Source organism: Streptomyces sp. NPDC044106 (genome assembly GCF_056433985.1).
Genome location: NZ_JBWKFZ010000001.1, coordinates 114,526 through 131,723 on the forward strand (window position 1 = coordinate 114,526; position 17,198 = coordinate 131,723).

Consider the following 17,198-nt stretch of genomic DNA (forward strand, 5'->3'; position numbering starts at 1 on the left):
GCACTTGAGAGGAGGCCCGCTCGTGGGCGACTGGATACGTTGCTTCCACCCCGCACCCGATGCGGGGACCCGCCTGGTCTGCTTCCCGCACGCGGGCGGTTCCGCCAGCGCCTACCGTCCGCTGTCGGCCGCCGTCACCGGCGTCGTCGAGCCGCTGGTCGTGCAGTATCCGGGCCGGCAGGAGCGGATGCGCGAGCCGTTCGCCGAGCGGGCCGACGAGGTCGTCGACGCCGTGCTCGCCGCGCTTCCCGGGTGGACGGACGGCGCGCCGACAGCGCTTTTCGGACACAGTATGGGCGCGCTCCTCGCGTTCGAGACGGCGCGGCGCATGACCGCGGAGGGGCGGCCGCCCGCGGCCCTGTTCGTCTCCGGCCGGCAGGCGCCCTCACTGCCGCCGCGGCCCGCCTCGGCCCGGCGGCCGGTGAGCGAGATGTCCGACCGTGAACTCGTCGAGGACATGCGGACCCTGTCCGGCACCGCGGACGTGCTCCTGTCCTCCCCCGACCTGCTGGAGATGATCCTGCCGCCGGTACGCGCCGACTACCGGCTCCTGGACGGGCACGTCCACCGGAGCGGGCCCCCGCTCGACTGCCCCGTCGTCGCCATGGCCGGTGACGCCGACCCGCGCGTCGGCGTCGAGAACGTGCGGGCCTGGGAGAGCGAGACCCGGGGCGCCTTCGCCTTCCATGTGCTGGCCGGAGGGCACTTCTTCCTCGACGATCATCTGCCGTACGTCACCGACGTCGTCGCCGGCTCGCTGCGGGGGTCGCGTACGGCCACGCCCTGACGGGTGGTGAGGGGAGCGGCCGGCGAGAGGGTCCGCCTCAGGCGGACGCCCGCCGTCTCGCCGTCGCCGTCGTCTTCTTCGCCGCGGTCGTCTTCTTGCCCGCCGTCGTCGTCTTCTTGGCGGCCGTCTTGGCGGTGCCCGACTTCGCGGGCGCCGCCCGGGTCTGCGAGGCCTTGCTCTCAGATGCCTTGTTCGCTGATGCCTTGTTCGCTGATGCCTTGTTCGCTGATGCCTTGTTCGCTGATGCCTTGTTCGCTGATGCCTTGTTCGCTGGCGCCTTGCTCTCCGATGCCTTGTCTTCCGGTGCCCTGTTCTCCGACGCCTTCGTCGTCCGCTTCTTGGCGGGGGCTGCCTTCTTCTTCTCCGCGGCCGACGACGCCGCGGTCGACTTCTTGCCGCCCACCTGCTTGGGCGTCGCCCGCGACGACTTCCGCTGGATCGGTGTCACTTCGGCCACCGTGTCGTCCGCCGGCTCCTCGCCGCGTGCCGTGCGGGCGGCACGGACGCTGCTCTCCAGGGCGGCGATCAGGTCGATGACCTTGCCGCCGCCTCCTTCCGCGGCGGGCGTACGCTCCGCCGGCCCCGTTCCCTCGACCTTCGAGGCGATGAGTTCCTCGACGGCGTCGCGGTAGTCGTCGTGGAGGGTGGAGATGTCGACCTCGCCGAGGGTGTCCATCAGGGCGTCCGCCAGGTCGAGTTCCGCGTCCCGGACGGTGACGTGCGTATCGGGGGCCACCCCTTCGGGTGCCCGGATCTCGTCCGGCCACAGCAGGCCGTGCATGGCGATCACGTCGTCGACCACCCGCAGCATGCCGAGCCGTTCCCGGCCCCGCAGGGCGAACTTCGCGATGGCCACCTTCTGGCTCCGCTTGAGCGCCTCGCGCAGCAGCGTGTACGGCTTGGCGGCGGGGACGCCGTTCGCCGAGAGGTAGTACGCGGCGTCCATCTGGAGCGGGTCGATGCGGTCCGCCGGGACGAAGGCGACGATCTCGATCGTCCTGGCCGTCGGGATGGGGAGCGCGGCCAGATCCTGGTCCGTGATCGGGATGATCGAGCCGTCCGCGTCCTGGTACCCCTTGCCGATCTCCGCCGACGGCACCTCGCGCTCCTCCAGCTCGCACACCTTGCGGTAGCGGATCCGGCCGCCGTCCTCGGTGTGGATCTGGCGGAAGGAGACCGAGTGGTTCTCGGTCGCGTTCACGAGCTTGATCGGGATGCTGACCAGGCCGAAGGAGATCGCGCCGTTCCATATGGATCGCACGTCCGACACCTCACGGGGGGTGGAAGGGGAGAAAGGCATAGGGGGTGATTGGGCTTTTGCGCTTTTGTGCTTTTGTTGATGTATGGGCGTTTTATGGGACTCTCATCCTATGACGCCTATCACCGAGGTGGAGGGGCGACGGCTCCCGCTGAGCAATCTGGACAAGGTGCTGTACCCCGCGACGGGCTTCACCAAGGGCGAGGTGCTGCACTACTACGCGAGTACGGCCGAGGCCCTCCTCCCCCACCTCCGCGACAGGCCCGCCTCCTTCCTGCGCTATCCGGACGGGCCCGACGGCCAGCAGTTCTTCTCCAAGAACGTGCCGCCGGGGACACCGGCCTGGGTGCAGACGGCCGAGGTGCCCCGCTCCGAGGGGGGCGTGCGGCAGATCCTCGTCCAGGACCTGCCCACCCTTATGTGGGCGGCCAATCTGGTGACGGAGTTCCACGTGCCGCAGTGGCGTGCGGGTGCCCCTGCGCAGGCCGACCGGATGGTGTTCGACCTCGACCCGGGGCCGCCCGCCACCGTCGTGGAGTGCTGCCTGGCGGCGCTCTGGCTGCGGGAGCGGCTGGTGGCCGACGGGTTCCACGTCTACGCCAAGACGTCGGGCAGCAAGGGGCTGCATCTGCTCGTACCGCTGGAGCCGACCCCCTCCGAACGGGTCACCGCGTACGCCAAAGGGCTGGCCGTCGAGGCGGAACGTGCGCTGCCCGGTCTTGTCGTGCACCGGATGACGCGGAGCCTGCGGCCGGGCAAGGTCTTCGTCGACTTCAGCCAGAACGCTGCGGCGAAGACGACCGCGGCGCCGTACACCCTGCGGGCTCGGGCCGAGCCGACCGCTTCCGCGCCGGTGAGGTGGGGGGAGGTCGAGGAGTGCGGGGAGCCGGGGCGGCTGGTCTTCACCGCGGGAGATGTCGCTGCGCGGCTGGAGCGGGACGGGGATCTGCTTGCGCCTCTTCTTGATGTGGGGCAGGCGGGGGTTTTGCCGGGGTGAGGTGGGGTGGGGTGGGGTGGCGGCGGCGGTGCGGGGTCGTGGGGGCGGTCTGCGCAGTTCCCCGCGCCCCTTAAGGGGGGTATGGCGTCTCGGGTCTGTGCGGGAGCGTGGGGGCTGGGCGCGCCGTTCCCCGCGCCCCTTCGGGGGCGCCAGCGCGCCGCCCCCGCAGAGCAGGCCTCCTCCGGGCCGCCCGCAGGCGCCGTCGTGCGGAACGCTTCGATGGCCTGTGCGGGAGCGTGGGGGCTGAGCGCGCCGTTCCCCGCGCCCCTTCGGGGGCGCCAGCGCGCCGCCCCGGCAGAGCAGGCGCCCCCGCACGGGCCGCTTCGGCGGCCGGTGCCGCTCCGTGGGGGCTTCCCGCGCCCCTTCAGGGGCGCGTGGCGCCTCAGACCTGTTGCCAGGTGTGGCGGTCTCTGGCCAGGGCGTGGAGGGCCTCTACGTCGGCCGGTTTCAGTACGCCGCCGAGGCGGGCCAGGCCCGGTAGGTCGGACTCGCCGAGGACTCGTACATCGCGGGGCGGCGCCGTCACGGTCAGGTCGGCGGCGCCTGTTCCGGCCAGGGCCAGGACGGGGCGGACCTCGGCCGTCAGCGCGAAGGAGGCACGGCCCGCGTCGGAGCGGATCGAGCGCAGCAGCGGGACCGGCTCGGCGCGGCCGACCGTCACCATCGGGTCGGCGATGCGTACCCGCTGCTTGCGGACGGCCAGCGTGCCCACGCAGAACAGGCCACCGGGGCCGATCAGCAGATGGTGGATCCGGGCGCCGCCGGGCAGCGGAACGGAGTGCAGAACCCGCCAGCCCGCGCCTTCGAGGGCCTCCAGTGCCTCACCGACCGCCTGCTCCGCGGCGAGCGCGCGGTGCCGGGCGTCCGCGCGCAGCCTGCGGGCCGGCACCGGGTCGCGTTCGAGGGAGATCCGCAGGGCCTCGCCGGGACGGTTGGGCGCCAGGTCGTCGTCCGGGTGGAGCGCGAGGCGGGCCAGCTCGACGGGGGTGGGCACGGGCGGCGGGCCCACCGTGAACTGGCCGGTCAGGAAGGGCCCGAGGGCCTTGAGGACTTCCTGCTCACGATCCTCGCTGAGCAGGTTCACGCGGGCCGACTCCCGGTCGTACCACGCCACGTTCCTGCCGTCCGCCAGGCACACGTACAGCCGCTCCTGCCCATGCCGCCAAGCCGGTACGACGCGCAGTCCGGTCATGCGTCATCACCCCCTCGACCATGGGAACAGCCCGTGGGCTCCCGCGGCAAGAACCTCGCCACGGCGGGAGGGGGGTTGGGGCTTCTTTGCGCCGGGGCCAGGGCCGGGGGGGTCGGGTGCCTCGCGCCTCACGTGCCGCCGCCCCGTGACCGCACCGCCCCCGCAGCTATGGCCCGCTGTTACATAGACGACGAATTGCCGCAATAGCGGACATCTATCGTCGGGCCTGAGCTTCTCCTCAGTACGTCAGGGGCTCCGAACCCGCGCCTCCCCTCCCCCCCCCGTCCCCCTCTCCCCCAGGAGCCCACCGTGACCACCCGCACCCGCACCCACCACCTCGCGGCCGCCGCGGCACTGATCGGCTCCCTCGGCCTCGGTCTCATCGCCTGCGGTCAGGGCGGCAGCGGCAGCGGTGACCCCGCCCCCGACGTCAAGGTGCGCAACGCCGTCGGCGCCCACGCCGAGCGGGCCGTCGCCCCGATGATGGCGTCCAGGCCGACCGGCCTGCGCATACCCTCCGCGGGCGTCGACGCGACATCGATGCTCGATCTCGGCGTCGGCGCGGACGGCACGCTCGGCGTGCCGCCGGTGGACAAGGCGGACGAGCCCGGCTGGTGGACCGGCGGGGTCACTCCCGGCGAGAAGGGGGCCGCCGTGATCGTCGCGCACTACGACACGGCGAACGGTCCCGCGCTGCTGAAGAACGTCGCGAAGGTCAAGGTCGGGGACACTGTGCGGGTCCCGCGCGCGGACGGCAGCACGGCGACGTTCGCGGTGCGTGAGATCCAGCAGGTCGACAAGAAGGACTTCCCCACCAATAAGGTGTACGGGGCGACCGGCCGGCCCGAGCTGCGCCTGCTGACCTGCGGCGGGCCCATCGTGGGCGGCCACCGCTCGGACAACATCATTCTCTACGCCGACCTGGTGCCGTGAGCACGGCAGGCCTGGCGACACGACAGGCCGCACCCCGCGGCAGGCAGGAGTGCAGTGAACCGCAGCCGGCTCGCGCCCGCCGCCTTCGCCGTTCTCGCCGTGCTCCTCGCCGCGGGGTGCGGCGACCCGGGCGGGCTGGAGAGCGCGGGCGCGACGCCGACCGCCCAGGGCCCGACCCACCTCTGGCCCGACCTGCCGTCCCCCTCGGTGCCCGCCGAGGACTACGGCGCCATAGAGAGCGTCAGGGTCAAGGGCGTCGAGGTGCCGAAGGGCGACCTGCGCAAGGTGGACGCGGTCGACGTCGTCCGCGCGGACTTCACCGAGAACCCGGGGACGTACGAACCCTCCGACCGCACGTACAAGGAGACGGTCGAGCGGCTCAAGGACTGCGCCGAGGACGGCTCGCCGGGGCGCTGCCCGGTCCTCAAGGCGTACTACCGCGATCTGACCGGCGACGGCAAGGACGACCTGATCGTCGGCATCTCGACACCCGACGACAACCTCGACATCCGCGTCTACGCCGAGGAGAAGCGGCAGCTGACGCAGATCATGGAGATGAGCGACGCCGTGCTCGGCGTCGAGCTCGCCGGGCGCGATCTGATCATCCGCGCCGTCTCCAGCCTGGCGGGGTACGAGTACCACACCGTCTGGTCGTGGGACTCGCACCAGAAGGCGATGCTGCCGAAGAGCGACGAGATCGTCCGCTCCGGGAACGCGCCCCACCCCAAATCGCACCGGTCCGCGACGGCCAGGCCCGCCACGCCGCCGCCCTCCCCCTCCGCGTCGTCCTCCGGCTCCTCCGCTTCGGCCGGCTCCTCCTCCGGGAGCGGCGGGTGATGAGTGACCGGCAGCCGCGCGGGCCCCGGCTCCCCGCCTGGACGGCGACCCTCACCTGGAAGGCCGCCGTCTTCATCACCGTCATGTGCTGCGCGCTCGCCGCGCTGCTCGGCGCGCTCGTACACGTATCGGTGACCAACCAGACCGTCGGCCAGGCCCGCGAACGGGCCCTCGACCGCCTGAAGGAGGTCACCGAGCGCTACGAGGCCGGTGACCGCCTCGGCCCCGGCGCGGGCGTCGACCCGGCCGGCCTGCCCGGCGGGCTGCGCGACCTCGCGGTGGGCGGGCAGCGCGGCACGATGGTCGCGAACCACGAGTCCCGGCCGACGATGTGGGCCGCGGGACCCGCCGCGGACGACCACGTCATCGCCGTCCGGGTCGACTACGCGCAGGGCGCCCGCACCATCGACGGCCTCGACCGGGCGATCGTCGGCTCCTCGGCGCTCGCCATCGGGGCGACGCTGCTGGTCGGCGCGTTCGCGGTGACCCGCGTGACCCGGCGGCTGCATCTGACGGCGCAGGTGGCGCGGAAGATCAGCGCGGGTGACCTGGACGCGCGCGTCAGGGACCCGCACTCCGGGCCGAGCGCCACCGGGGTGCCGCGCCACCAGGACGAGGTGGCCGCGGTCGCCGGGGCCCTGGACACCATGGCCTCGACGCTTCAGGGCAAGCTCCTGAGCGAGCAGCGGTTCACCGCGGACGTGGCGCACGAGCTGCGTACACCGCTGACCGGGCTGCACGCGGCGGCCGAGCTGCTGCCGCCGGGCCGGCCGACGGAGCTGGTGCGGGACCGCGTCGCCGCGCTGCGCACGCTGACCGAGGACCTCCTTGAGATCTCGCGGCTCGACGCGAAGAGCGAGCGGGTGGACTTCGACGCCCATCGGCTCGCTCCACTGGCGGAGCGGGTGGTGCGCTCTTCCGGCGAGGGCACGGAGCTCGTCGTCGTCCGCGATGTCTGCGTGGAGACCGACCGGCGGCGCCTGGAGCGGGTGCTCGGCAACCTCGTCGCCAACGCGCACAAACACGGGCGTCCGCCGGTCGTCGTGACCGTCGACGGGCCGGTCGTGACGGTCCGGGACCACGGTGACGGTTTCCCCGACTACCTGGTGGAGCACGGGCCGCAACGTTTCCGCACCGAGGCCACGTCGGCCAAGGGGCACGGTCTCGGTCTGACCATCGCGCTGGGTCAGGCGGCGGTCCTCGGCGCCCGGCTGACGTTCTCCAATGCGGCCGACGGAGCGGGGGGCGGTGGGGCCGTGGCTTCGGTGCGGCTGCCGTTCGAGGAGAGCTCCGAGGGCGACGCCGGGAGCGGGACGGGGTAGGTCCGCTTCCCGGTTGCGGGTGCGTCGTGGCTGAGCGCGCGCTCCCCCGCGCCCCTTGAGGGTGCCTACGGGGACGTCAGGTGAGGTTGGTGAGGTTGCGGGGGTGCAATGTGCCGTGCTTCATGTGAATTGCGGCTTCTGTCTCACCGTCAGAGCCGCCCCCGAACCGCCTTACCCTCCCAAGGAGGCCCCATGTCCCCGCGGTCCACCGTCACCCGGCTCGGCATCCTCGCCGCCGGCAGCGCCCTCGCCGCGCTCACCGTCACAGGACCGGCCGCCGCCCTCGACGACGCCGGTGGCAAACCGCCCGTCTACAAGGGCCGCGTCACCGCCAAGAACGGACTGCTGCTCCGCACCGCGCCGAACCGCGGCGGCAAGGTGGTCCGCAGCGTGCCCCGCGGCAAGGTCGTCACGATCTTCTGCAAGACGCGCGGCGGACGCGTGGTCAACAACAACATCTGGTACCTGCTCACCGACGGGACCTGGGCCTGGGGCGCCGCGCACTACATCGCCAACATCGGAAAGGTGCCGCGCTGGTGCTGAGAGCCTGTGTCATATCCCCGGTCGGATCAGTGGGCGTCGTCTGGTGCGTGCGATCGCAAGGCGCCGGGAAGTCCTCGGTGGGGGTCCCCCCGGGCCCTTCAGGCCTGGGGGAGGAGCTACTAGGGCTTTTCGGCAACGCGGCGAGCGTGCGTGCCAGACGACGCCCACCCGGCCGGGGATATGACACAGGCTCTGACGGCCCCTCACCGGCGCCCCGCACTCCGCCCGGCCGACATAGTCGACATAAGCGGACTTTAGGCCGATCACTTGCTACGTTCCCGGCATGGCCGGAACGAGCACGGGCTCCGCACCCCCCGCGGTCCCCGCTGTGCGCGTCCCCCGGCGCCGGGGCACCGAACTCGCCCTGCTCGTCGTCGCCGTCCTGCTCCCGGTGTACGGCTACTGCGCCGTCGGCCTCGCCAGACACGGCACCGTCCCGCCCGGCGCCGCCGGTTACGGCGCCGGGCTCGGCGTGCTCGCCCTCCTCGCGCACCTCGCCGTCCGCTTCCGTGCCCCGTACGCCGATCCGCTGCTCCTGCCCATCGCCGTGCTCCTCAACGGCCTGGGCCTGGTGCTCATCTACCGGCTCGACCTGGAGACCCCGAACGACGAGGCCGCGCCCGCCCAGCTGATCTGGTCGACCATCGGCGTCGGCCTGTCCATCGCCGTCGTCGTCCTCCTGCGCGACCACCGCGCCCTGCAGCGCTACGCCTATCTCTCCGTCGTCACCGCGCTCATCCTGATGATCGTGCCGATCTTCTTCCCCGCCGTGAACGGCGCCCGGATCTGGATCAGGGTCGGCATCCTCTCCTTCCAGCCCGGTGAGTTCGCCAAGATCCTGCTCGCCGTCTTCTTCGCCAGCTACCTCGCGGCCAACCGCAACGCCCTCGCGTACACCGGCCGCACGCTGTGGAGGTTCAAGCGACTCCAGCTGCCCACCGGGCGCGTCCTCGGACCCATCGTCGCGATCTGGTTGCTGAGCGTCGGCGTCCTCGTTCTGGAGCGCGATCTCGGCACCTCGCTGCTCTTCTTCGGGCTCTTCGTGATCCTGCTGTACGTCGCCACGGGCCGCACCGGCTGGATCGCCGTCGGCCTGCTGCTCGCGGCGCTCGGCGCGTTCGCGGTCGGTTCGCTGGAGCCGCACGTGCACAGCCGGGTGGAGGACTGGCTGCACCCCTTCGCCTCCATCGACGCGGGGCGCGGGCCCAACCAACTCGCCCAGTCGCTCTTCGCGTTCGCGGCCGGCGGGATGCTCGGCACCGGTCTCGGGCTCGGGCACTCCATCCTCATCGGCTTCGCCGCGAAGTCCGACTTCATCCTGGCGACCGCGGGCGAGGAGCTGGGCCTCTCCGGCCTCTGCGCGATCTTCCTGCTCTACGCCCTGCTCGTGGAGCGCGGATTCCGTGCCGGGCTCGCCCTGCGCGAGCCCTTCGGACGGCTGCTCGCGATCGGGCTCGCGTCGATCGTCGCGCTCCAGGTCTTCGTCATCGCGGGCGGCGTCACGGGCCTCATCCCGCTCACCGGCATGGCGATGCCGTTCCTCGCCCAGGGCGGGTCCTCGGTCGTCACCAACTGGATCATCGTGGCGCTGCTGATCCGGGTCAGTGACTCGGCGCGCAGCCAGCCGGTGGGCGGGGCGGCCGCGTGACCGGACCCATCCGCGGGGAGGCCGTGTGACCAGGTACATCCGGCACGCCGCCGCGTTCTGCGCGCTGCTGCTCATCGCCCTGCTCGTCAACGCCACCCGCGTCCAGGTCGTACAGGCCGGCGACCTCGACGCCAATCCGGCCAACCGCCGCAACGCCATCGTCCGGTTCGGCCAGCCGCGCGGCGACATCCTGGTCGACGGACGGCCCGTCACCGGGTCCAAGGACACCGGCGAGCAGCTCCGCTACGAACGCACGTACAAGAACGGGCCGTTGTACGCACCGGTGACCGGCTTCGCCTCGCAGGTGTACGGCACGACCTTCCTGGAGCACGCCGAGGACGGCATCCTCTCCGGCACCGACCCGATGCTCGCCCCGCTCCCCCTCTGGAACGACATCACGCGCGCCCGGACCCCCGGCGGCCGGGTGGAGACCACCATCAAGGCGGCGGCGCAGCGGGCGGCGTACGCGGGTCTCGGCGGGAAGCGGGGCGCGGTGGCCGCGCTCGAACCCTCGACGGGCAAGATCCTCGCCCTTGTCAGCACCCCTTCGTACGACCCGGAACGGCTCTCGGGGACCGGCCCGCAGGTCGCGGACGACTGGGCGGAGCTGACCAGGGGCGCGTACAAGCCGATGCTGAACCGCGCGATCCGCCAGACCTACCCGCCCGGGTCGACGTTCAAGGTGGTCACGGCCGCGGCGGCGCTCGACGCGGGCACGGTGAAGGACCTGGACGCGCCGACGAAGTCGCCGAGCCCGTACACGCTGCCCGGTACCAGTACCCAGCTGACCAACGAGGTGGACGGGTGCGCCGACGCGTCGCTGCGCTATGCCTTCCGGTGGTCCTGCAACACGTTCTTCGCGAAGCTCGGGGTCGACACGGGGCTCGCCCGGATGTCCGGCACGGCATGGGGCTTCGGCTTCAACGACGGCTCTCTGCGGATTCCCTCGGCCGTCTCCGCCAGCAACTTCGACACCTCGATGGACAAGGCGCAGCTCGCGCTCTCCGCCATCGGGCAGTACGACACCAGGGCGACGCCGTTGCAGATGGCGATGGTCTCGGCGGCCGTGGCCAACGGCGGCTCGGTCAAGGCTCCGCGTCTGGTGGACCGTACGACGACCGACGACGGCGACGTGATCGACGCCTCGGGCACCAGGACCCTGCGCCAGGCGATGAGTCCGGCCACGGCGATGCAGCTGCGCGAGATGATGCAGCAGGTCGTCGAGGAGGGCACCGGCACGAACGCGGCGATCCCCGGCGTGATCGTCGGTGGCAAGACGGGCACCGCCCAGCACGGCGTCGACAACATCGGTGCCCCGTACGCGTGGTTCATCTCCTGGGCGCAGGCGCCGGGTGACGGGGAGCCCTCGGTGGCCGTCGCGGTGGTCGTCGAGGACGCGGCGGCGGACCGCGGGGACATCAGCGGGGGCGGCAGCGCGGCGCCGATCGCGAAGGCGGTGATGGAGGCGGCGCTCGGCCCCCGCTGAGCGTGGCCCCCTCCTCGCCCTCGGGTCTCAGTCCGCCTCCCCGGACGCGATCGCGTCCCGCACCTCCGCCACGCGCTCCTGCTCCTCGGCGGCGAAGCGCTCCGCGTCCAGCTTCTCGGCGACCTCCTCGTCCTGGGCCATGAGCTGGTCGAGGTTGGCGTTGCCCATCTCGAAGACGCCCATGTCGACGTAGGCCTGCTGGAGGCGCTTGCCCCACAGGCCGATGTCCTTGACGCACGGCACGATGCGCGAGAACAGCAACTGCCGGAAGAGCGTCAGGAATTCGGACTCCTCGCTGTACTGCTCGGCCTGCGCCTTGGGGATGCCGAAGTTCTCCAGGACCTCCTCGCCGCGCAGCCGGTCGCGCATCAGGTAGCAGCCCTCGATGACGAATTCCTCGCGTTCGCGCCGTTCCGCGTCGGTGAGCTGGCCGTAGTAGTCGCGCAGCGCCATCCTGCCGAACGCCACGTGCCGGGCCTCGTCCTGCATGACGTAGGCGAGGATCTGCTTGGGCAGCGGCTTGTCCGTGGTGTCGCGGATCATGCCGAACGCGGCGAGCGCGAGGCCTTCGATGAGGACCTGCATGCCGAGGTAGGGCATGTCCCAGCGCGCGTCGCGCAGGGTGTCGCCGAGCAGCGCCTGGAGGCTGTCGTTGATCGGGTAGAGCATCCCGATCTTGTCGTGCAGGAAGCGGCCGTAGACCTCCGCGTGCCGGGCCTCGTCCATGGTCTGGGTCGCGGAGTAGAACTTGGCGTCCAGGTCGGGGACCGACTCGACGATCCGGGCCGCGCAGACCATGGCGCCCTGCTCGCCGTGCAGGAACTGGCTGAACTGCCAGGAGGCGTAGTGCTTGCGCAGTTCGCCCTTGTCGTTGTCGGTCATCTTCGCCCAGTGGGGCGTGCCGTAGAGCGTCATGGACTCGTCGGGGGTGCCGAGGGGGTCGAGCGGGTCGACCTCCAGATCCCAGTCGATGCGCTTGGCGCCGTCCCACTGCTTGTCCTTGCCCTTCTGGTAGAGAGCGAGGAGGCGTTCGCGCCCTTCGTCGTACTCCCAGCTGAAGCGGGCCGAACTGGCGGACGGTACTTGCCAGTTGAGGCCATCGGGTGGACTCGTGTAGAGCTCGTGCGTCGCCATGACGGCAGGCTCACACGGAGCTGGATAAAGGGTCAACAAGTCGCGCGCAAGGGATTGACGGCCTTGCTGACAGGCAGTCTCATAAGACGTGACCGCCGGTAACCCCGCGACAAGGCAGGAACAAGTCATGACGACCGTGACGGAAGACGCTTCGCTGGACGGCCTGCGGGACGCGCTCGGACTGCTCAAGGACCGGGAGCAGGTCGCCGTGCGGCTCCTGGAGTCGTCCGCCAAGCACTCCTTCGACCCGGACAGGGAACTCGACTGGGACGCGCCCGTCGAGAAGGGCAAGTGGTTCTGGCCGCCCGAGCTCGTCTCCCTCTACGACACCCCGCTGTGGAAGCGGATGTCCGAGGAGCAGCGGCTCGACCTCGCCCGGCACGAGGCCGCCTCGCTCGCCTCGCTCGGCATCTGGTTCGAGATCATCCTGATGCAGCTGCTCGTCCGGCACATCTACGACAAGTCGGTGACCAGCGCGCATGTGCGGTACGCGCTCACCGAGATAGCCGACGAGTGCCGGCACTCGATGATGTTCGCGCGGATGATCGAGAAGGGCGGCGCCCCGACGTACCCGGTCACGCGCCTCAACCACAACCTCGCCCGCGTCCTCAAGACGGTCTCCACCACCCCCGGCTCGTTCGCCTGCACGCTGCTCGGCGAGGAGATCCTCGACTGGATGCAGCGCCTCACCTTCCCGGACGAGCGCGTCCAGACGCTGGTGCGCGGCGTGACCCGCATCCATGTCGTCGAGGAGGCCCGCCATGTCCGTTACGCCCGTGAGGAGTTGCGGCGCCAGATGGTGACCGCGCCCCGCTGGGAGCGGGCGCTGACGCGGGTCAGCTGCGGTGAGGCCGCCCGCGTCTTCTCCATCGCCTTCGTCAATCCCGAGGTGTACACGAACGTCGGCCTGGACCGCGGGGAAGCCGTCGCTCAGGTGCAGGCCAGCGGACACCGCAGGGAGGTCATGCAGACGGGAGCGAAGCGGCTGACGGACTTCCTGGACGACATCGGTGTGATGCGGGGGGTCGGCCGACGGCTCTGGCGGAGTTCGGGGTTGCTGGCCTAGGTTCTTCCGCCGCGGGTGCGCTGCGGCTGGTCGCGCCCGCCCGGTGGAGCCGCGGATGTCACAGTCCCGCGCCTCCGACGGGGCGCATCCCCCGGGTTACGCTGCGGAGCATGACCTCGCCTGCCGCCACCACGCCCGCGTACCGCCGCATGAGCGTCGAGGCGCGGCGGCGGCAGCTCCTGGACTCCGCGCTCACCCTCTTCGCGCACCGCGCGCCCGAGGAGGTCAACCTCGACGACGTGGCGGAGGCGGCCGGGGTCTCCCGGCCGCTCGTGTACCGGTACTTCCCCGGCGGCAAGCAGCAGCTGTACGAGGCCGCGCTGCGCTCCGCGGCGAACGACCTGGAGCAGTGCTTCGCCGAGCCGCAGGACGGACCGCTCACCCGGCGCCTCGCCCGGGCGCTCGACCGGTACCTGGCCTTCGTCGACCAGCACGACACGGGGTTCAGCGCGCTGCTGCAGGGCGGCAGCGTGGTGGAGACGTCGCGGACGACGGCCATAGTGGACGGCGTGCGCAGGGCCGCGGCCGAGCACATCCTCAGCCACCTGGGCGTGCCGAAGCCGGGGCCGCGCCTGCGGATGACCGTACGGATGTGGATCACAGCGGTCGAGGCGGCCTCGCTGATCTGGCTCGACGAGGAGAAGCAGCCGCCGCTCGACGAGTTGCGGGACATGCTCGTGGAGCAGTTCATGGCGGTGCTCGTGACGACGGCGGGACGCGATCCGCAGACCGCGGACGTCGTGCGGTGGGCGCTGACCCTGGAGACGCCGGACGGCCCTGTCGGCGAGCTCGCGCGGAACGTGCTGCCCGTGGCGGCGGACGCGGCGCACCTGCTCTGACGCCCGGGGCGTGCCGCCGCGAGTGATGTGACACTGGGGGCGTGAAGAGCGAAGACACCCCCTTCGTGGGTGGCCCCCTGGACGGCCGGGTGCTCCCGGTCCTGCTCGGGCCGACCGGGCACCCCCCGAAGGTGTACCGCGTACCGGTCCCGGACGACGCGGGCGGCCCGCCGACCGTCCTGGTCTACCGCCGCACGGCCACGGAGCCGACCCGAAAGCTCTCCCTGACTCCGAAGTGGCGCTACGAGTTCGACCCGGCCGGCGACAAGCCCGCAGGCGGCCTGAAATGGCCGTGGTCCAAGCCGACGCCGCCTTAAGGGGCGGGCGGCACGGCTCAGGACGACAGAGCCCCGTCGCAGCCAGGGGCGCGGGGAACCGCGCACCCAGCCACGCGAGGCTGCACGACTCAAGGCCACAGAGCCCCGTCGCAGCCAGGGGCGCGGGGAACTGCGCGACCAGCCACAGGAGGCGGCGCGACTCAAGGCCACAGAACCCCGTCGCAGCCAGGGGCACGGGGAACTGCGCGACCAGCCACAGGAGGCGGCGCGACTCAAGGCCACAGAGCCCCGTCGCAGCCAGGGGCGCGGGGAACTGCGCGACCAGCCACGACGCACCCGCACAAGTACCCGCACCCGCACACCCCCCGCAACTCCCCACGCCGCCCCATCCCGGACGGGTGACCGGATTGCGCCACCCGCCCCCCGCCGAGAGGCGAACCCCCCGCCCACCCCCCACGCTCGCGATGCGCGACGGAAAGCCCGTCCCCGCAATTCCCGCACCGGAGGTGACGCCATGTCAGGACGGCTGCTGCACTGGGTCTGCACGGGTGCCGTGATCGGCACGCTGCTGACGACCACCCCCACCGCACACGCGGAGCCCCGCCCCGAGGGCCGCCCCGTATCCACCCTCCTGACGGACCTTCAGCGCCTGTACCGAGCGGCCGAGGAGGCCACGGAGACGTACAACGCGACCGAGGAGAAGCTCAAGAAGCAGCGGGCCACGACGGCCGGCCTGGAGAAGAGGCTGGCGAAGGCCCGCGCCTCGGTCCGCGACAGCCGCGGCGCCGCCGGCCGCTTCGCCCGCCAGCAGTACCAGGGCACCACCGACCTCTCCCCCTACCTGCGCCTGCTGCTCGCCCGCGACCCCCAGCGCGCCCTCGACCAGGGGCACGTGATCCAGCAGGCGGCAAAGGACCGCGCCGCCACGGTGGACCGCCTCGTCGGCGGCGAGCGGAAGGCGGACCGCCTCGCGAGCGCGGCGAAGAAGGCTCTGGACGCCCAACTCGCCCTGGCCGCACGGCAGAAGACGCAGCGGGACGCGGTCGAGAAGCAGCTCAGGGAGGTCCAGGAGCTGCTCTCCGCACTCACCCCCGAGCAGCTGGTCGCGCTGCGGCAGGCGGAGGACGCGGGCACGGCCAGGGCGCAACGCCGGTTCATGGGGTCCGGCGCGCTCAGCGGCAGCCCCGCCACCCGGGCCCCCTCGCGACGGGGCGACACGGCCCTGGACTACGCGGTGCGGCAGATCGGACGGCCCTACAAGTGGGGCGCCGAGGGCCCGAAGGCGTTCGACTGCTCGGGCCTGACCCAGCGGGCCTGGGCGCGCGCGGGCCGGCGGATCCCGCGCACCAGCCAGGAGCAGTGGGCGGAGCTGCGCCGTATCCCGCTGGGGAAGCTGCGCCCCGGTGACCTGGTCGTCTACTTCCCCAAGGCCACCCATGTGGCGATGTACCTGGGCGAGGGCAAGGTCGTCCAGGCACCACGCCCCGGCGCCCGCGTCAAGGTCTCACCGATCGCGGCGAACCCCGTGCTCGGCGCCGTACGGCCCGACCCCAAGGGCCGGGCCTTCCGGGGGTACACCCCGCCGAAGTTGCCCGAGGGCGCCACCTCGGGCAGCGACCTCGGGTACGACGGTGGTCAGGCGCCGGGCGCGACGGACGCCAGGTAGGCGGCCGCCTTGTCCGGGTCGAAGAAGAAGTTCTCCAGATCGGCCGGGTCGTTGAAGCCGTTGACGAACCGGTCGGCGACCGGCTGGAGCTGACCGGCCGCGCCGAGGAGGTTCAGGACGTGCTCCGGCGGGGCGCCCAGCATCGCGTTGGTCCACTTGGTGACGTGCTGCGCCGTCTCCCAGTAGCGGTCGAAGGCCGACTGCATCCACTCGGCGTCGAAGGGCTTGTCGCCGTGCTCGACGATGGAGGAGAGGTACGAGGCGGCGCACTTGGAAGCCGAGTTGGAGCCCTGGCCGGTGATCGGGTCGTTGGCGACGACGACGTCGGCGACCCCGAGGACGAGTCCCCCGCTGGGCAGCCGCCCGATCGGCTTGCGCACGGTGGGGGCGTACCGCCCGGCCAGCGTGCCGCCCGCGTCGGTCAGCTCGACCTTGGTGGCGCGCGCGTACTCCCAGGGCAGGAACTTCTCCAGGAGTTCAAGGGTCAGCGCCAGGTGCTCGCTGGGGTCCTTGACGCCCTGGAAGACGTCGAGCGGGCCGCCGGGGATGCCCTCCCAGAAGAGGATGTCCGCGCGGCCGGACGTGGTGAGCGTCGGCATGACGAAGAGCTCGCCCACACCGGGCACCATGTTGCAGCGCACCGCGTCGAACTCCGGGTGCTCCGGGCGCGGGCCGAGGCCGTGCACGTACGCCACCGCGAGCGCACGCTGCGGGGTGTCGAACGGCGAGCGGGACGCGTCGCGCTCGAACATCGAGACGAGCTCGCCCTTGCCCGCCGCGACGAGCACCAGGTCGTAGGTGCGCGAGAAGTAGTCGAGGTCGGAGACGGCCGCACCATGGATGACCAGCTGGCCACCGCGCTGCGCGAACGTCTCCATCCAGCCCGCCATCTTCACACGCTGGTCCACGGACTGGGCGTACCCGTCCAGCTTGCCGACCCAGTCGATGACGCGGGAGGAGTCGGGGCCCGCGACGGAGATGCCGACGCCCTCGATCCTCGGGGCCTGCGACTCCCAGAAGTTCGCCTTGATGTCGCGCTCGTGCTGGAGCGCCGTATGGAACATGCACTGCGTGGACATGACCCGGCCCGACCGGATCTCGTCCGCCGTGCGGTTGGACATCAGGGTGACCTCGTACCCCTGCGCCTGGAGCCCGAGGGCGATCTGGAGCCCGGCCTGACCTGCTCCGACGACAAGTATCTTTCGCATGCGG

Annotated in this window: 16 protein-coding genes; 12 read left to right on the top strand and 4 right to left on the bottom strand. The window is 71.8% G+C overall.

Annotated features, from left to right (window positions below; translation table 11 throughout):
* The first annotated feature begins 22 nt into the window (after positions 1-22).
* Positions 23-787: a thioesterase II family protein gene (locus AC07DI_RS00535; protein ID WP_478901267.1), complete on the top strand. Its 765-nt coding sequence runs from the start codon at positions 23-25 to the stop codon at positions 785-787.
* Between the two features lie 37 nt (positions 788-824).
* On the opposite strand, the gene ku is transcribed toward AC07DI_RS00535, so the two are convergent.
* On the bottom strand, positions 825-2,048 hold the full coding sequence (ku, locus tag AC07DI_RS00540) for a non-homologous end joining protein Ku (RefSeq protein ID WP_478901269.1): 1,224 nt from the start codon (positions 2,046-2,048) through the stop codon (positions 825-827).
* Positions 2,049-2,157: 109 nt separating this feature from the next.
* On the opposite strand from ku, the gene ligD reads away from it, so the two are divergent.
* Entirely contained in the window at positions 2,158-3,042 is an 885-nt protein-coding gene (gene ligD, locus AC07DI_RS00545; protein ID WP_478901270.1) for a non-homologous end-joining DNA ligase, read from the top strand.
* Positions 3,043-3,424: 382 nt separating this feature from the next.
* Here ligD and AC07DI_RS00550 read toward each other — a convergent pair whose 3' ends face one another.
* Positions 3,425-4,234: a nuclease-related domain-containing protein gene (locus AC07DI_RS00550; RefSeq protein WP_384249046.1), complete on the bottom strand. Its 810-nt coding sequence runs from the start codon at positions 4,232-4,234 to the stop codon at positions 3,425-3,427.
* A gap of 309 nt (positions 4,235-4,543) precedes the next feature.
* Here AC07DI_RS00550 and AC07DI_RS00555 point away from each other — a divergent pair, with 309 nt between their 5' ends.
* From AC07DI_RS00555 to AC07DI_RS00580, 6 genes are all read left to right on the top strand, one after another.
* A complete protein-coding gene (locus AC07DI_RS00555; protein WP_478901271.1) occupies positions 4,544-5,167 on the top strand; it encodes a class F sortase in 624 nt (207 codons plus the stop codon).
* 54 nt (positions 5,168-5,221) lie between these two features.
* Positions 5,222-6,004 carry a hypothetical protein gene (locus tag AC07DI_RS00560; RefSeq protein ID WP_478901273.1) on the top strand — a complete coding sequence of 261 codons (783 nt, stop codon included), beginning with the start codon at positions 5,222-5,224 and terminating at the stop codon, positions 6,002-6,004.
* Positions 6,004-7,326 (top strand): ATP-binding protein, encoded by a 1,323-nt coding sequence (locus AC07DI_RS00565; RefSeq protein WP_478901275.1) that lies wholly within the window; start codon positions 6,004-6,006, stop codon positions 7,324-7,326. The genes AC07DI_RS00560 and AC07DI_RS00565 overlap by 1 nt, the downstream gene beginning before the upstream one ends.
* Before the next feature lie 192 nt (positions 7,327-7,518).
* The gene (locus tag AC07DI_RS00570; protein ID WP_384249056.1) at positions 7,519-7,869 is read left to right on the top strand and encodes an SH3 domain-containing protein; all 351 of its coding nucleotides are present in this window, start codon (positions 7,519-7,521) and stop codon (positions 7,867-7,869) included.
* A gap of 283 nt (positions 7,870-8,152) precedes the next feature.
* Positions 8,153-9,517: an FtsW/RodA/SpoVE family cell cycle protein gene (locus AC07DI_RS00575; protein ID WP_478901277.1), complete on the top strand. Its 1,365-nt coding sequence runs from the start codon at positions 8,153-8,155 to the stop codon at positions 9,515-9,517.
* Between the two features lie 25 nt (positions 9,518-9,542).
* Positions 9,543-11,003: a penicillin-binding transpeptidase domain-containing protein gene (locus AC07DI_RS00580; RefSeq protein ID WP_478901279.1), complete on the top strand. Its 1,461-nt coding sequence runs from the start codon at positions 9,543-9,545 to the stop codon at positions 11,001-11,003.
* A 27-nt stretch (positions 11,004-11,030) separates the two neighbouring features.
* Here the strand turns inward: AC07DI_RS00580 and AC07DI_RS00585 are convergent, their stop codons facing one another.
* On the bottom strand, positions 11,031-12,137 hold the full coding sequence (locus AC07DI_RS00585) for a ferritin-like domain-containing protein (RefSeq protein WP_384249063.1): 1,107 nt from the start codon (positions 12,135-12,137) through the stop codon (positions 11,031-11,033).
* Between the two features lie 127 nt (positions 12,138-12,264).
* Between AC07DI_RS00585 and AC07DI_RS00590 the strand changes: the two genes are divergently transcribed.
* The 4 genes from AC07DI_RS00590 (at position 12,265) to AC07DI_RS00605 (ending at position 15,986) form a co-directional block, all read left to right on the top strand.
* Positions 12,265-13,203, top strand: coding sequence for an AurF N-oxygenase family protein (locus AC07DI_RS00590; protein ID WP_478901282.1), 939 nt, complete (start codon positions 12,265-12,267; stop codon positions 13,201-13,203).
* Positions 13,204-13,313: 110 nt separating this feature from the next.
* Positions 13,314-14,042, top strand: coding sequence for a TetR/AcrR family transcriptional regulator (locus AC07DI_RS00595; RefSeq protein WP_384249069.1), 729 nt, complete (start codon positions 13,314-13,316; stop codon positions 14,040-14,042).
* Between the two features lie 41 nt (positions 14,043-14,083).
* Entirely contained in the window at positions 14,084-14,359 is a 276-nt protein-coding gene (locus AC07DI_RS00600) for a hypothetical protein (RefSeq protein WP_478901284.1), read from the top strand.
* Between the two features lie 475 nt (positions 14,360-14,834).
* Positions 14,835-15,986 carry a C40 family peptidase gene (locus AC07DI_RS00605; RefSeq protein WP_478901285.1) on the top strand — a complete coding sequence of 384 codons (1,152 nt, stop codon included), beginning with the start codon at positions 14,835-14,837 and terminating at the stop codon, positions 15,984-15,986.
* On the opposite strand, the gene AC07DI_RS00610 is transcribed toward AC07DI_RS00605, so the two are convergent.
* Positions 15,956-17,194, bottom strand: coding sequence for a styrene monooxygenase/indole monooxygenase family protein (locus tag AC07DI_RS00610; protein WP_384249076.1), 1,239 nt, complete (start codon positions 17,192-17,194; stop codon positions 15,956-15,958). The genes AC07DI_RS00605 and AC07DI_RS00610 overlap by 31 nt on opposite strands.
* Between the last annotated feature and the right edge of the window lie 4 nt (positions 17,195-17,198).

Excerpts from the sequence above, each read along its gene's own strand:
- AC07DI_RS00610 (WP_384249076.1), bottom strand. The coding sequence starts at position 17,194 with ATGCGAAAGATACTTGTCGTCGGAGCAGGTCAGGCCGGGCTCCAGATC.
- AC07DI_RS00565 (WP_478901275.1), top strand. The coding sequence starts at position 6,004 with ATGAGTGACCGGCAGCCGCGCGGGCCCCGGCTCCCCGCCTGGACGGCG.
- AC07DI_RS00595 (WP_384249069.1), top strand. The coding sequence starts at position 13,314 with ATGACCTCGCCTGCCGCCACCACGCCCGCGTACCGCCGCATGAGCGTC.
- ligD (WP_478901270.1), top strand. The coding sequence starts at position 2,158 with ATGACGCCTATCACCGAGGTGGAGGGGCGACGGCTCCCGCTGAGCAAT.
- AC07DI_RS00550 (WP_384249046.1), bottom strand. The coding sequence starts at position 4,234 with ATGACCGGACTGCGCGTCGTACCGGCTTGGCGGCATGGGCAGGAGCGG.
- AC07DI_RS00570 (WP_384249056.1), top strand. The coding sequence starts at position 7,519 with ATGTCCCCGCGGTCCACCGTCACCCGGCTCGGCATCCTCGCCGCCGGC.
- AC07DI_RS00590 (WP_478901282.1), top strand. The coding sequence starts at position 12,265 with ATGACGACCGTGACGGAAGACGCTTCGCTGGACGGCCTGCGGGACGCG.
- AC07DI_RS00585 (WP_384249063.1), bottom strand. The coding sequence starts at position 12,137 with ATGGCGACGCACGAGCTCTACACGAGTCCACCCGATGGCCTCAACTGG.
- AC07DI_RS00605 (WP_478901285.1), top strand. The coding sequence starts at position 14,835 with ATGTCAGGACGGCTGCTGCACTGGGTCTGCACGGGTGCCGTGATCGGC.
- AC07DI_RS00575 (WP_478901277.1), top strand. The coding sequence starts at position 8,153 with ATGGCCGGAACGAGCACGGGCTCCGCACCCCCCGCGGTCCCCGCTGTG.